The sequence below is a fragment of the Pseudomonas sp. BYT-1 genome, assembly GCF_023611805.1.
In the GTDB taxonomy this organism is placed as follows: Bacteria; Pseudomonadota; Gammaproteobacteria; order Pseudomonadales; family Pseudomonadaceae; genus Aquipseudomonas; species Aquipseudomonas guariconensis.
Genome location: NZ_CP072559.1, coordinates 4,150,401 through 4,163,024 on the forward strand (window position 1 = coordinate 4,150,401; position 12,624 = coordinate 4,163,024).

Genomic DNA, 12,624 nt, shown 5'->3' on the forward strand with positions numbered 1-12,624 from the left:
AGTGCCTCACGGGGCTTTCTTGATCCAGGCGGAGCCGCCCGAACGTTGGATGGAAACCGCAGTGCTGACCACGGAGTTGGCGGCGAAGTCGAACGGGAAGTCGGCGACATACCCCTGGAAGACAAACCAGGTGCGGGTCGTCGGCAGTTCGAAATCATCTCCCTCGGTGTTGAGGGTTGGCAGCGCGGTCGGGTTGCCGTCCGCATCAAGCGGGCCATCGGACCAGCCCACCGCCCAGCGAATGGTGGTGTCACCATCGGCCTCAGAAAGCTGATGCAGCCGGATGTGGCTGGGACTGTTTGGGTCGGCGTTGATGGTCAGAGATGCCTGGCCCGGCGTGCGCAGGCCCGGCTTGTAGGTCCGCTCCTTGGAGCTGAGGCAGGTGTCCTCGATCTGCTCCTTCGGAGACCCACCAGGGTTGAACGCGGTGGCGCATTCCACCTCCATTACGGTGAGCGGGCCAGTGCCAGAGGCAGGCGGGACCAGGGCAAAGACCTGGGTGCCTTGGGTCAAAATCGACATGGTGATCTCCTGTCGGGCAAAGAAAAGCCCGCTCGAGGCGGGCTTCGGTGAACTGTTCAGTTATCCAGAGTGGATGGAAATCCAGTAACTGGCCGGTCGATAGCCGTAGTAGCGTTGTGCCTCCAATGAGCCGCCCCGGTCCATTGCCTGATAACCCATGGACTGGGGCAAAATGACCTTGGAGGTCCTATGAGCAAAACCGGTCTTTCTTCATTCGAAGCTGGCGTTATGTCTGCACTCGGCGCCATATCGCTCTACCTTCGTTCTCGCCCAGACTACGATGAGGCAGAACTGCGCAAGTACGTAGATTTCTTCAAGAACACTCGCCAGCCTGACGCAGATTCGAATGCATTCAATCTACCCCTTGACGCCGTCGGAGGAGATCTCAGCAATGTTCAAGAGGCGATCAAGCGCGGCGTAGGTGTAGCTCCGCGCTAATCAGCCTGGCGCATTGCCGGTGATAACCACACCGACAATGCGCACTCTTCCGTCTTTCCCCACTTCAAATACTGTTTGCATATCATTCTCCCGCGGCTTCGCCGCATGATTTATCGGCGGACTATCCAGTCCACGTCGAGGCTGGTTCGGTAGTTCTTGGTGGTTGGGTCACGGCCTTCGCCGCCCCAGCGGGTGACATTGGCGCGCAGCTCGATGGCATCACGGACGGCATCGCGCACTTGGCGCACAGAGGTGCCGGTGGTGCCGTACACGTCGATCTGCAGCGTGAAGCCGTCGACATCCGGACGTCCGGCGAGGAAATTCTCCGGCGTTCCGTTGACGAGTTGCCACACGGCATAGGGCTTGGCCACGGCATCCGGCGCCTCGCCAAAGGAATAGAGCCGCATATCCGCGCCAGCCCCCAGCAAAGCCGTAACCGTTGGAGAAGCCAAACAGGCCTGAACAATCGGTGGTGTCATGAGAATGCAGCCTTCTTCGCAGCGCGCCGGATGGCGCGATCGATCGACTTTTCATATTCGGAGACGAAGGTGTTTGTCACCTCCGCGATGCTGTTGGCAAGGGCCGGACGCATGAATGGGGCAGCGGCCATCTTCTCGGTACCGAACTCAATCAGGCGCCAGTGAGGGGTCGGCGCATTGGTCGAGAGGTCGGCCGTTTCCCCCTTCTTGGCCAGCACCGCGCCGTGCAGCACGCCGATGCGGAAGCCCAGGTCACCGGTCTGCTTGAACAGGCGGCCATTCCAGCGCAGCGCGATGTTGTCGGCGATCGAGCGACCGGTTTCCTTGTCGTCGATACGCTCGGCGCCTTCCTTGGCCTTCTGCATCACAACCTGCGCAGCCTTACGCAATGCGGCCCGGCCGCCCTTGCGGCGAACGTCGTAGCTGACGGCGTCCAACTTCCCCAGCAGGCTTTCCAGGCCGGTGATGCTGAACTCAACGCCATCAGCCATCCTTCACCCCCTTCGACACCAGAAGCGTCAGGTACTCCAGGCCGGACTTGTCGTCCTCCAGGGGTGGGCCTTCGATGCTGTACACCTCGCCGCGGTAGACGATGCGCATGGTGGACAGCACGCCTGGGCGGTAGCGGATCACCATACGGGCGGTCGCCTCGGACTGAGCTGCCTGAGCCGCGACGAGATCCCGAGCTGACAACGGCTCAACACGTGCCGGACATTTCTCCCAGTGTGTCACCCATTCCGGTTCGCCGAACTCCAAGGTTACTGGGTCACGCACCGGCACCAGCTCCTGAATGTCGATGCGGTGCCGGAGCTTGCCGGCCTGCATCACACACCCATCCGGATGCGATATGGCATCAGCAGGTGCTGGGACGCCAGCGGCAGCTCGACGGCGGTCGACCCGGTGACCACCTCCTCACGGTTGGCGAACAGGTGGCCCAACTTGAGCAGGCAGGCAGCCTGGATCGCAGGGTTGAGCACCATGCCGTAGGCAATGGCGTCGGCCTGGTCATAGGCGTCGGCTAGCACCTTGCGGGCGTGTTCGAGCAGGCGACAGCGCAGGGTGTGATCCTGCTCGGCCTCGGCGGCGGCGGCCGCCTCAGCATTCGCCTCCTTGGCTTGCTGCATGGCCGCTGGCACTCCGGCGCGGGCTTCGTCGAGAGCCACCTGATCCAAGTAGAAGCGCCGATTGAGAAACTGCATCGCCGCCTCCTCCGCCGCATCAAGCTGAGCCTGGACCAGGATCTGGTCCTCAGGCTCGGCAAGCAGGTGGTGCATGGCGATGTCGATGGCGATCACGGACATGGATCACTCCTTCTTGGTTGCTGCACCCTTCCCGCCCTTGTTGGCCGGCTCTGGGGCCTTCTTGTTTTCAGGCTCCTCGGCTTTCTTCACGTCGTACTCCTCGATCAGGCCATTGCGGAGCAGATCGCGGGCGCGCAACTCCTCAACGGTGATTTCCGTACCGCGCTTGGCATAGACACCGCCGTTGATGAACCCCTTGATAGTTTTGACTTTCACTTCCGACATATGCAGTCACGCCCGGTTTCCCGGGCGCGCTCCTGGGCAGGTTACGGGGTGGCTTCGAATTCGCCATGAACGAACGACTCTGGGCGGTAGACCGCCAGTGCCAGGCGCTCCTCGGCGCGGATGGTGACCATGTTGGTGCGGAAGTTGTCACCGTCTTCGGTGGAAACCTCGACGGCCGCTTCCTCACGGTCGAACACCTGGGCGGCGATGTTCATCGCGCCTACCAGGAACTCACCTTCCGGCACAGCGTTGCTGTCCACCACAGGCAGCTTCCACAGGCGCTGTACGCCGCCTTCCTGGACGTTCACCCAGATGTAGGAGCCGTTGGCGTCTTTGGTCAGCTCGATGTCGGCCCAGTCAACCGGGTTCAGGGCGATGGCCGAAGCACGGTACTCGGCAATGCGAACCTGCAGAATGGCGCGGCGCAGGGTGTCGATCTTGGTGTCGCCCGCCTTGCGCAAAGCGTTGTTGAAGGCGGTAGCCTGAGGAATCAAGCCCAGCAGGTTCTGGCCGGTACCGTCGCCAGCGAGCAGCTGCTCTTCTTCCTTGTACTTCAGGCCGTAGATCGCGCGGCCGTTGATGTAGCTCTGAAGGAGCGGAATGTCCGACAGCACCTGCTTGGAGGCGCGGAACCAGTGGGCAATGGTGATGACGTTGGTGGTCTTCAGGCCGAAGGACAGATCAGACTGGGCTTTCGCGGCACCCTCACCCGCCTGGGGCGCGGCCATGTTCTGGAAGCCGGTTTCCTGCACGAACTCGACCGCGTTCGAGCCGGTGCGGCCTGGCATGATCAGGTCGCGAATGGTGAACTCACGCTCCGGCCCAACCACGATGCCTGGCACGCGGGTCGGCTGGATAGCCGCGCCGACGCCACCGGTGCCGGTGGTAGCGCTGGTGATGTTGGTGACGGCTTTCCGGCCCACTCGAACGATGCCCCGACCGCGAGTTTGCAGCGACTTGAAATCGTCACATTCGGTCAGCTCCTCGCCAGCCGACTTGAAGTCGACAGGGTCGTTGGCAGAGAAACGGCGGGCCATCTTCTGCTCGATTTCCTGCAGGCGATCCTGCAGGCCCAAGCCGTCCTTCACCAGACCATCGAGGATGGTCTTGGTCTCGGCCAGAATGGTGCCGTGCTCCTTGATCTCTTCGGCAGCCTTGGTGGCGAATGCCTTGATCTCCTGATCGCGCTGGTCGAGCAGGTCATTGACCGCCTTCAGCTGGATCTTGTCGTCGGCATGCTCCTTGCGCTGGAACTGGCGGTACTCCGCGCGAGCGTTGTTGCTCATGGCGTTGTGCATGATGAATCCTCAAAGCGATGGGAGAGAAAGTGCCGGGCGCGACTTCAACGCCTCGACGATTTCGATTGCTGCCAGGTCGCCCTCGGACTCGCTCCGGAGCAGATGCTGCAGCCCGCGGTTGGCAATCACCGTGGACTGAGATTTCGAGAAGCCTGCCTCGCGCAGGAGCAACTCAAATTCGGGCATCGAAGGCAGGCCGCCATGGGCCAACTTCGACTTGATGGTGTCGGTCCGAGCCTCGTCATTGGCAGGCACGGTGACGATGGAGATCTCGATCAAGTCCAGCTTCGTCAACGTCCGGATTCGCGTCTTCTCGTCGAAGCTAGACTCACGCACGTAGTAGCCGATGGACAAGCCGGTGATGGACCGGGTTTGCATACCTCGGTGGGCAATGCGGGCGTAGGGTGCGTCAGCCAGCCAGAGCTCACCCTCGCCGAACAGACCTCGGTTGTCTTCCTTCAGGCTGTCGATGCTCCAACTGCCAATCGGCTCGCCGGTTCGGTGCTGCCAGAGCACGGGGAAGGTGCGGTTCTTTGCCTTAGCCTCGGCAATCGACTCCAAAAATGCACCTGGTGCGACAACCTCGTTGTAGCTGTCGACCACGCCGAACACCGAGCCGTAGCCAGAAAAAAGGCCGTCGTCACCGACAGCCTTCACGTCATAGTCGAAAGAGCGATATTTGACCGCTGCTGCTCGGTCCTTGTGGCCCGCCTTTACGCCGGACCCAGACCACCAGCTGGTGGGGGCGGATTTCATTCGGATTTACCTCTTGGCTGGTCGTTGAGCCAGTCGAGCAGCGCCGCCTTGGCCTGATTGGCGCCGCCGGGGTCTTCACCCAGCTTGTCGATCGGCAGCATGTTGGATTGCACAGTGAGCTTCGCGGCGTTCCCGCCCTGCGGAGGCAGGTTTTCTTTGCGGCGGCAGTCGTCCCGCGTGTAGATCCCGTTCTGCGTCATCGAGCTGTAGAAGGCCGCCCGCGCCGCGCTATCCATGCGCAGCAGCCCTTCCGGATTGAACTTCACGTAGAAGCGGCGGCGCTCATCAGGACGCAACAGGCGTCGGTTGGCGCACATCTCGATGCGCTTGATCCAGGGAAGCAGGGTGAACGACAGGAAGCCGATCATCTGCTGCTCCATGCCTGTGCCCCAGCTGGTGGAGTTCTGCGTGTGCCCGACCATCCACGGCGGCACCCGGAACCAGCGGCAAATCTCCTCGACGTTGAACGCCCTGGTCTGCAGCATTTGGGCGTCTTCTGGCGTCATGGAGACCTGCTGGTACTTCATGCCCGCTTCTAGAACCATCGTCTTGCCGTGATTCGTCGCGCCGGAGAACTGCTTGATCATGTCCTCGCGGATGTCCTTGCGCTGTTCCGGCTTGAGGATCTGGTCGGTGGACAGCACGCCGCCCAGCTTCATGCCGTTGGCGAACATCTTGGCCGCCGACTCATCAGCCGCCATGGCCGAGCCCAGCACCTGCCGCCCATAGGCCAGCGGCGACAGGCCGCAAAGCGGGTCAACGCCGAAGGCTCGCACGTGCACCATCTGATCCTCGGTCAGCGTGTGAGGCTTGCCGAAGTTGTCCGTGTAGCGGTACTCGATGGAGCCGTCCGCCAGGCGCCGCGGTGGCGACATGTTCTGTGGCAGCAGAAACTCCAGACTCGTCAGCGTCCGACCGCTCATGTGCGGCTCGCAGAATGAGTTCCCCTGGAGCAACAGGCTCGCCATGACGTTCTCCCAGAACTCGACCGGGGTCTGGTCGGCGTTGGGCTGCTGGCTGATCACGAAGTTGACCGGGTGAGAGGCTGCCACCACCGGAGCGCCGTTCTGGTTCTCGTACAAGGCGATCGGCAGCGTGGCGATGGTCTCGGCGATCAACCTAACGCATGCCCAGACCGTGGAAAGCTGGAGGGCCGTTTGCTGGCTGACCACCTTGCCAGAGGCCGAATCGGTACCGTAGTAGGTGTTCCAGAACGCCGCGTCGCCGAGGCCAATCTTGCGCCCTGCCCATCCCGCCAGACTGGAGGCAAAGCCCGGCTCGGCGGACTTGACCAGCGCCTGGCCAAGAACCTGAGAGAGAGATTTAGCCACCGATCAGCCCCTTGCGAATGAAGCCTGCGGAAGCCAGAAGCGCACCGGCAGCGGCCAACAGCGCGTAACCAAGGCCGGCAAGTACATATACGCCAGCAACGCCCAGCAGCAAGCCGCCAGCGGCAAGCACCAGAAAGATGATCAGGCCAGTTTTCATAGGTTGTCCCGTTAGCCAACCACGATAGGGTTGGCGAAGAAGTTGTCGAAGCCGCCAGAGCCTTCGGCAGCGAGGCGCAGCACCGATCCAACAGCCATGATCAGTGCCACGGCGCCGTCGATCTTGTTGTCGTCACCCTGCTTGATTGGTCGCACCACGTCGTCGTTGCCGGGCAGGTGCTTTCCGATCACATTCCCGATACACCAAGTCATGATCGGATTACCGTCGTGGTGGAAGCGGCCCGCCTCGATGGCTGCCTCCAGCTCCTTCATGCCGTCGGACATGTTGGTGTAGTTCTGGGTGATGGTGATCGGGTTGAAACCCTCGTCGTCCAGGTCATGGCTCAGACCAGTGGCGCCGTGCGGGTCGATCGGGCTCTCCCTGATCGGTGCCAGCTTGTTGGCTTCCTTGGTGTCCTCGAGGATCTCGCGGTAATCGACCTCGGCACCGGGCGTTGCGACCAGGTGGCCAGTGTTGACCCAGGCCTGGAAGCGCTCGGACATGCGCTTGTTGTCTACGTCGTTGGCCGTATCCTCCGGCACCCAGAACGCAGGTCCGACGCTGTAGTAGTGGATTTTCCCATCGACTTCACGCCAGAACAGTCTGGCCCTAGAGTTCATGTCCAGCTTGCGCGCCAGGTCGAAGCCGGCAACCCATTCTTGGCCCTCGAACTGTTCAAGGGTGAGCGTCTTGTCCTCGCAGGCCTTCCAGCTCTCCATATTGAAGAAGCCGGATTTGGCACTCACCCACAGGTTCAGATGCTTGGTCTTGAACGTGTTGGTAAAACGCGCCGAGCGGATCGCCCTCGCCAGCTGGCTCTCCAGGTACTCCTGAAACACGGACACGCCCATGCAGGGGTTCGCCTTGGCCAGGTTCTTCGGATCAGTCCAGTCATCACCCTCGTCAAGGGTCCAGATGTAGCCGAACAGTTCGTCGTCTGGGACGGTGCCATTGAGCATCTCGACGACCTGGCGCCTCTTGTCGTAACAAGGCCCCTCGATGTTCGCTCCGGCGGTGGTAATGATGAACATCAGCGGCTGGCGGCGTGCGCCCATGCCGGTAAGCATCGTGTCGTACTGCGCCGCGCTGTCGTGCTCATGGTATTCGTCGATGATCGCGCAGGACGGCGAAGCACCATCACCCGGGTTACCAATCAGCGGCTCGAAGCGGCTGCCGTTGGACGGGATGTTCAAGTTCGAGGCGTTGACCTCGATGCCCGCCGCCTCGATCAACATGGGCGAACGGCTGACCATCAGCCTTGCAGGACGGAATACCTCCCATGCCTGCTTCTCGGTGGTCGCACCGGAGTACACCTCGGCGCCAAATTCGTTGTCGGCGGTGAACATGCTGATGCCGACGCCGGCGGCAATCACTGATTTGCCGTTCTTGCGCGGCACTTCCCAGTAGCTTTCGCGGAAACGCCGGTACCCGCCCTTCTTCCGGATCCAGCCGAAAGTGCAGGCCAGGCCGAAGAGCTGCCATGGCTCAAGCGTGATCAACTGCCGCTTGAACGCCCATTCGCCCTTAGTGTGGGGCAGCAGCTGCATCAGGCGCAGCTTCTTCTCGGCCTTGGCCGGGTCGAACTTGTATGGGTAGCTCTTGGAGCGGCTGGCCGCTACGTCGTCAAAGTGCCGCTCGATCGCCTGGTGTATATAGCGGCAGGCCGGGAACTTGCCTTTCAGGACGGACCTTGCCCACGCCATCGCCTTGTCGACGTTGGTGTACTTGGTCCTGGCCATTGGTCACTCGAGCAAGCCTGCGAATGGGTTCGTTGTCTTCTGCTTGTTGCCGCCGATGATGCGCGTGCGGCTCGCGGGATCGAGCCCAAGCATCGAGCCGAAAGTGACCATCTGGCGCATGGCCTCGTTGGCGGCGGTGAGCGCCGGGTTTTTCACCGGCCCGCCTGTGGCTCCCGCGACTACGACGCCATGTTCCCGGACAGAGTCTTGAGCAAGCCGCCAGTTACCGTACGCAGTGCAGAACGCCTCGACATTGTGCATATCGGTCAGAGCCAGAACCTTGGCTCGCAGCAATTCCGGCACCAGCATTTCCCAAACCCGAGTGGCGTGTTCGCACAGCCATTCGGGCGGGTCGACATTGGTCACCAGAGCAAAGTCAGGCTCGTCCATGTTGAGCTTGCGCTTGCCGGGATTACCGGCCAGCGCCTTCTGGGCCGTGGGTTTTGGGCGACGGCCGGAGCGCCCGGCAACCCCTGGCATCGGCGCCTCCACTAAACTTTATATTTCGCGGGTGTAAAAAAACGACTGAGGGCGCGGTGTCCGAGCTAAAAGCTCCAGACTTTGAGGGTACCCCACCCCATCAGGGCGTGTTTTGCCCCAAAAACGTGCAGAAATCGGGGTTTTGACGTGCTTCAGCCGCCCCGTGCGCGCCCTCTTGACTCCCGCTGCGTCTTCGCCCTGTGGCAGTCGTGATTGATGGCTCTGAGGTTGCAGTCATCGTCTGTGCCGCCGTGGGCCAGCGCGACGATGTGGTCAACTTCATCAGCCTCGCGAATCCTTCCCAGCCTGGTGCAGTCGTCGCACCGGCACAGGTACTGGTCACGCTTGAGAATGCGATCACGCAGCCGGCGCCATGGGCGGCCGCCACGACCTGAGCCCTTGCGTGTAGCCCAGGCTTTGGCCTGCTCGGCAGCCAGGCCTGCGTGGCCGTCACAGTAACCATTGGCATTGCGGTGTAACGATCGACAACCTTGGGCTCTGCACGGGCGTTGCGGCCTTAACGGCATGGCGTGCCATCCAGGTAGGACCGCGGTTCAGCATCAGGGTCAGCACCCTCACCGTCTGCCAGCGCTTCGATCAGCGCAAGGTTCTGGGTGGCGATCTGCTCGAGCAGTGCGGTCTGTTTGCGCTGTTCGTCCAGTAAGTCGCTGACGCTTGGCTGCAGCTGGGCGGTGATGCCCGCCTCAAGCACGATCAGCTCACACTTGAGTCGATCAGCTGTCGCTGCCAGGTGCTGAGTCAGTCGCTCGCGCACCTCCGTCTTGATCGGGAACGGAACGCTGACCACCAACAGGTCGCCCTTCTTCGGGCTCAGCTTCTCGATCTGGTGTGAAAAGGTTTCTTGCTCGCTCATATGCCACCTTTGTCCATTTGTTGATCCATTCGCGCCGGGCGGCGCATCCGCTGCAGGACATCACTCACCCTGCAGGCGAACATACTCGCCGTCGCAGTTGAACTCGACCACCAAGCGCGTCACCTCGCCAGGCTCTTGGATGAGCTGGACCTTGGTCTGGCCTGCCAGCACCTCTCCACTGAAAGCGTCGTGAAGGCACACATGCATGCCCTCGCGCTTCACGATCAACGGGCGCGATGACAACAGATACTTGAGGCGGGATTGCTCGGCGCTCTTCATTAATCAACCCTCACGATCTTGGCGACATTCCCCTTGGCCCGGCACACCAAGATGGCGGCCAGCAGGTAGAACGCAGTGTTGAACCAGGAGGCATCGGCGAAATCGTCATGCATCACCATGCGGCCAACGAGGCTGACGCATTGCATGCCCGTCACAGCGCAGGCCGCCCACGCCATCAGCGATATGCCAAGCTTGTAGCGGGCATCTGGATACGGCCGATAGCGCAGGCCGATCATCACGAAGATGACGGCGCACAATGCGGCCTGGATAACGGCAACCATTCAACCCTCCTTCCTGGCCCGCAGGCGGAAGACCCATTGCAGCCAGCGTGGCATCTGCCCTGTCTGCATCCACTCCAACAAGCCGGAGAACGTGACCACACAGAGAACGCCACAGACGAAGGCGCTGAAGCCTGCTGTCTGGGTCCAAGCCCGGCCAAGCATCTCAGCAGCACCGAGGTAGCCGCCAATCCAGCCGGCCAGCAGGTAGCCAATGCGGCGAAGCATGCCGATGTCTCGGGCGTACACCACGTAGAAGAAAGCCCCGCCGAACGCGCCCACCAGGGTGGCCAGGTCCAACTCAGGGAAGAAAGCACCCAGGCCGACGCTGGCAAGTACGCCGGTCACTGCAAGGGCGCCGGTACTTGGCTCGGCCATAGGTGATGCTCCATAGAAAAATGAACCCGCTCATGGCGGGCTAAACACAGCAGATCAGCGGCGGAACAGCATGCCGCCAGGGCGGAGCTCTTTGCGGATGACTTCACGGACGGTATCAACCGCATCGATCTTGGAACGGAGCTCCTGACCAAGCTCGCTTTCGGCGATCTGGCTGGAGATCTCATGCAGTCGATCCGCCAAGCCATCCTTGGTTTCGCTCCGGGCAGGATCGACGCCAAGGCCAATGCCAGTGCAGATGTAATCACCTTGGGAGTTCTTCGCCATGCTCACTGCGAACCGATCAGCAGTCGTCAGGAGCTTTCCTGCCAGCAATCCTTCGCCTGGCTTCCAGTCAGCCAGCGCATCACGCAGTTCGCCCTCGCTGTCATCGTCACGACATGGCTGTTCGGCAGGCCGCTCATCATCCATGCAGCGGCCCAGCCTGACGACGACCTTGCCGTTGGCCGTGATGCACACGCCGTCAGCATTGATGGTCATGCCAGGCCCGGCCTGACGGGCAACCCGTTCTGCTGCTTCCTGATCAGTCTCAAGGCGCCGGTAGGTCAGCGTGGTGCGGATGTCCGATCCGTCGTGATCGAACGAAATATCCTCGGTCGAGAACTCGGCATCAGCGCGGAACTCGACCGGCACCTTGCCGATCTGCTCCTGCAAGAACGCCAGGCGGGCCTTAGCCCCTGCCGGGACTTCGCTTTCTGGCCACTCGCTGGCGGTGACGGTGATCATCTGCGGGTCGCTGGGCAAAGATCCGACAGCCATATGACCGCTATTGATCTCCATGACGCCCGCCTTGAGATCCAGGCGGTAGCCGGACATGCCGGGAACATAATCGGCACTCTGAATAACGTTGACGTCCAAGGCAGGCTCCTGAAACGAAAAAGGCCCGCCGAAATGGCGAGCCCTTGGAATGGGTAGAAAGGTGGCTCCGTGCTATCGTCGAGTTTCCACACAAGACGTTTCACGGAGCGAAAAACGATGAAGGTAACCCTCAAGTGCGCCAAGTGCGGCAGTGACAAGTTCGAGGTTCCGGCTAGGCCGAACAACAACTCGAAGGTCACCTGCGGCAAATGCGGCGCTGTCGAGACTTACGGAAAGCTCATGAAGGCTGTGGGTGACAAGGTCACGAAAGACCTGGAGCGGCAGCTCGGGAAACTGTTCAAGTGACTTGAGCGTTTCGCCCAGAGGGCGCAGGAAGTCAGCGGCGCCCTCAACCTCAACGTCGAGCTGTAGCTTTTCCATACAGCCTCCAGATACGAAAAAGCCCCGGCAGATACCGAGGCTTGGAATGGGTGCGGAGGGCCGGTGCATACCCGGCTTGGTGGCCTGGATCGCTGGGTCACATACCCCAGACTCTCATCGCGTAGCCGATCAGGGAGCGCACGGCTTTGATCGACGCCACTACCGACTTAGCCCAGCTGCCTGAGCGTGTCATCCGCATAAAAAAGCCCGCACAGGGCGGGCAAAGAGGGATCGTGCTTTTTTAAATCTGGTGGCTGTAGAACAGCGAGTACGACTCGATACCGTCGTTGGGCTGCTTAATGCCAGCGTTGGAGTAGTGAATCGCTCGGATACCAACCTTCTGCGTCTCGCCGATCTTCAAGCCCGCACCGATGCGGTCTTCGAAGTTGAAGGCCGAACCAAAGTCCTGGTCACCTGCGGATGTACCAGAGAAGACCGCCAGGCCGATGCCAGCCTCAACGAATGGCTTCACGTTACCGCTGCCGAACTCGTAAACGAAAACTGGCGCAAAGGACAGCGAGTGAGCGCCACCGGAAGCATCTCCTGCTTCCCAATAGGTATACCCAGCATCCCAATAACCGGTTAGACGGCCAGTACTGGATTCAAACCAGCTTTTGTCCCAGTTAAAGCCAATGCCGACGCGCGCTGTAAGACCACCTTGGCCTGTCGCGCCAAGCGCTCCGGATAACTCAGCCGCCCCGGCGGACGCAGCGAAAAGGGAAAGCGCCACAACGGCGAGAACGTTTTTCATACTCACGGTCTTCCATATTATTGAGTAGCAACCTATCAGAATCATAGCGCTATCAAATCGTTCCCTCATACAAGAAAAATG

General features: G+C 61.1%; 21 protein-coding genes. 2 read left to right on the plus strand and 19 right to left on the minus strand.

The annotated features are described in order from the left end of the window. Positions 1-6 precede the first annotated feature (6 nt). Positions 7-522 (minus strand): phage tail tube protein, encoded by a 516-nt coding sequence (locus tag J5X93_RS19340; protein WP_250033860.1) that lies wholly within the window; start codon positions 520-522, stop codon positions 7-9. Positions 523-711: 189 nt separating this feature from the next. Here J5X93_RS19340 and J5X93_RS19345 point away from each other — a divergent pair, with 189 nt between their 5' ends. Beyond that, complete coding sequence (locus J5X93_RS19345; protein WP_250033862.1) at positions 712-960, plus strand: hypothetical protein; 249 nt, start codon at positions 712-714, stop codon at positions 958-960. 110 nt (positions 961-1,070) lie between these two features. On the opposite strand, the gene J5X93_RS19350 is transcribed toward J5X93_RS19345, so the two are convergent. From J5X93_RS19350 to J5X93_RS19430, 17 genes are all read right to left on the minus strand, one after another. Further along, entirely contained in the window at positions 1,071-1,439 is a 369-nt protein-coding gene (locus J5X93_RS19350) for a DUF3168 domain-containing protein (protein ID WP_250033863.1), read from the minus strand. Beyond that, positions 1,436-1,930, minus strand: coding sequence for an HK97-gp10 family putative phage morphogenesis protein (locus J5X93_RS19355; protein WP_250033865.1), 495 nt, complete (start codon positions 1,928-1,930; stop codon positions 1,436-1,438). Before J5X93_RS19355 ends, J5X93_RS19350 begins: the two co-directional genes overlap by 4 nt. Next, positions 1,923-2,264 carry a phage head closure protein gene (locus tag J5X93_RS19360; protein ID WP_250033868.1) on the minus strand — a complete coding sequence of 114 codons (342 nt, stop codon included), beginning with the start codon at positions 2,262-2,264 and terminating at the stop codon, positions 1,923-1,925. The genes J5X93_RS19355 and J5X93_RS19360 overlap by 8 nt, the downstream gene beginning before the upstream one ends. Then, the gene (locus J5X93_RS19365) at positions 2,264-2,740 is read right to left on the minus strand and encodes a head-tail connector protein (RefSeq protein ID WP_250033871.1); all 477 of its coding nucleotides are present in this window, start codon (positions 2,738-2,740) and stop codon (positions 2,264-2,266) included. The genes J5X93_RS19360 and J5X93_RS19365 overlap by 1 nt, the downstream gene beginning before the upstream one ends. A gap of 3 nt (positions 2,741-2,743) precedes the next feature. Continuing rightward, entirely contained in the window at positions 2,744-2,965 is a 222-nt protein-coding gene (locus J5X93_RS19370) for a hypothetical protein (protein ID WP_023381836.1), read from the minus strand. A gap of 41 nt (positions 2,966-3,006) precedes the next feature. Beyond that, the gene (locus tag J5X93_RS19375; protein WP_250033874.1) at positions 3,007-4,263 is read right to left on the minus strand and encodes a phage major capsid protein; all 1,257 of its coding nucleotides are present in this window, start codon (positions 4,261-4,263) and stop codon (positions 3,007-3,009) included. A gap of 9 nt (positions 4,264-4,272) precedes the next feature. After that, a complete protein-coding gene (locus J5X93_RS19380) occupies positions 4,273-5,019 on the minus strand; it encodes an HK97 family phage prohead protease (RefSeq protein ID WP_250033877.1) in 747 nt (248 codons plus the stop codon). Further along, positions 5,016-6,350 carry a phage portal protein gene (locus J5X93_RS19385; RefSeq protein ID WP_250033663.1) on the minus strand — a complete coding sequence of 445 codons (1,335 nt, stop codon included), beginning with the start codon at positions 6,348-6,350 and terminating at the stop codon, positions 5,016-5,018. Before J5X93_RS19385 ends, J5X93_RS19380 begins: the two co-directional genes overlap by 4 nt. Next, positions 6,343-6,507 (minus strand): hypothetical protein, encoded by a 165-nt coding sequence (locus J5X93_RS19390; protein ID WP_178113773.1) that lies wholly within the window; start codon positions 6,505-6,507, stop codon positions 6,343-6,345. The genes J5X93_RS19385 and J5X93_RS19390 overlap by 8 nt, the downstream gene beginning before the upstream one ends. Positions 6,508-6,518: 11 nt before the next feature. Further along, entirely contained in the window at positions 6,519-8,246 is a 1,728-nt protein-coding gene (locus J5X93_RS19395) for a terminase large subunit (protein ID WP_250033881.1), read from the minus strand. Between the two features lie 3 nt (positions 8,247-8,249). Then, positions 8,250-8,726 (minus strand): phage terminase small subunit P27 family, encoded by a 477-nt coding sequence (locus J5X93_RS19400; protein ID WP_043206542.1) that lies wholly within the window; start codon positions 8,724-8,726, stop codon positions 8,250-8,252. 152 nt (positions 8,727-8,878) lie between these two features. Continuing rightward, the gene (locus J5X93_RS19405) at positions 8,879-9,253 is read right to left on the minus strand and encodes an HNH endonuclease (RefSeq protein ID WP_250033885.1); all 375 of its coding nucleotides are present in this window, start codon (positions 9,251-9,253) and stop codon (positions 8,879-8,881) included. Beyond that, the gene (locus J5X93_RS28390; RefSeq protein WP_349666373.1) at positions 9,244-9,600 is read right to left on the minus strand and encodes a hypothetical protein; all 357 of its coding nucleotides are present in this window, start codon (positions 9,598-9,600) and stop codon (positions 9,244-9,246) included. The genes J5X93_RS19405 and J5X93_RS28390 overlap by 10 nt, the downstream gene beginning before the upstream one ends. A gap of 60 nt (positions 9,601-9,660) precedes the next feature. Beyond that, complete coding sequence (locus J5X93_RS19415; RefSeq protein ID WP_250033890.1) at positions 9,661-9,879, minus strand: hypothetical protein; 219 nt, start codon at positions 9,877-9,879, stop codon at positions 9,661-9,663. After that, complete coding sequence (locus J5X93_RS19420; RefSeq protein ID WP_196187950.1) at positions 9,879-10,160, minus strand: phage holin family protein; 282 nt, start codon at positions 10,158-10,160, stop codon at positions 9,879-9,881. The genes J5X93_RS19415 and J5X93_RS19420 overlap by 1 nt, the downstream gene beginning before the upstream one ends. Further along, entirely contained in the window at positions 10,161-10,535 is a 375-nt protein-coding gene (locus tag J5X93_RS19425; RefSeq protein WP_250033892.1) for a putative holin, read from the minus strand. It lies immediately after the preceding gene. Between the two features lie 54 nt (positions 10,536-10,589). Beyond that, on the minus strand, positions 10,590-11,411 hold the full coding sequence (locus J5X93_RS19430; RefSeq protein WP_250033894.1) for a hypothetical protein: 822 nt from the start codon (positions 11,409-11,411) through the stop codon (positions 10,590-10,592). A gap of 117 nt (positions 11,412-11,528) precedes the next feature. Between J5X93_RS19430 and J5X93_RS19435 the strand changes: the two genes are divergently transcribed. Next, on the plus strand, positions 11,529-11,717 hold the full coding sequence (locus J5X93_RS19435; protein ID WP_009685283.1) for an ECs_2282 family putative zinc-binding protein: 189 nt from the start codon (positions 11,529-11,531) through the stop codon (positions 11,715-11,717). 316 nt (positions 11,718-12,033) lie between these two features. On the opposite strand, the gene J5X93_RS19440 is transcribed toward J5X93_RS19435, so the two are convergent. Then, positions 12,034-12,543 carry an acyloxyacyl hydrolase gene (locus J5X93_RS19440; RefSeq protein WP_016489223.1) on the minus strand — a complete coding sequence of 170 codons (510 nt, stop codon included), beginning with the start codon at positions 12,541-12,543 and terminating at the stop codon, positions 12,034-12,036. Positions 12,544-12,624: the final 81 nt, after the last annotated feature.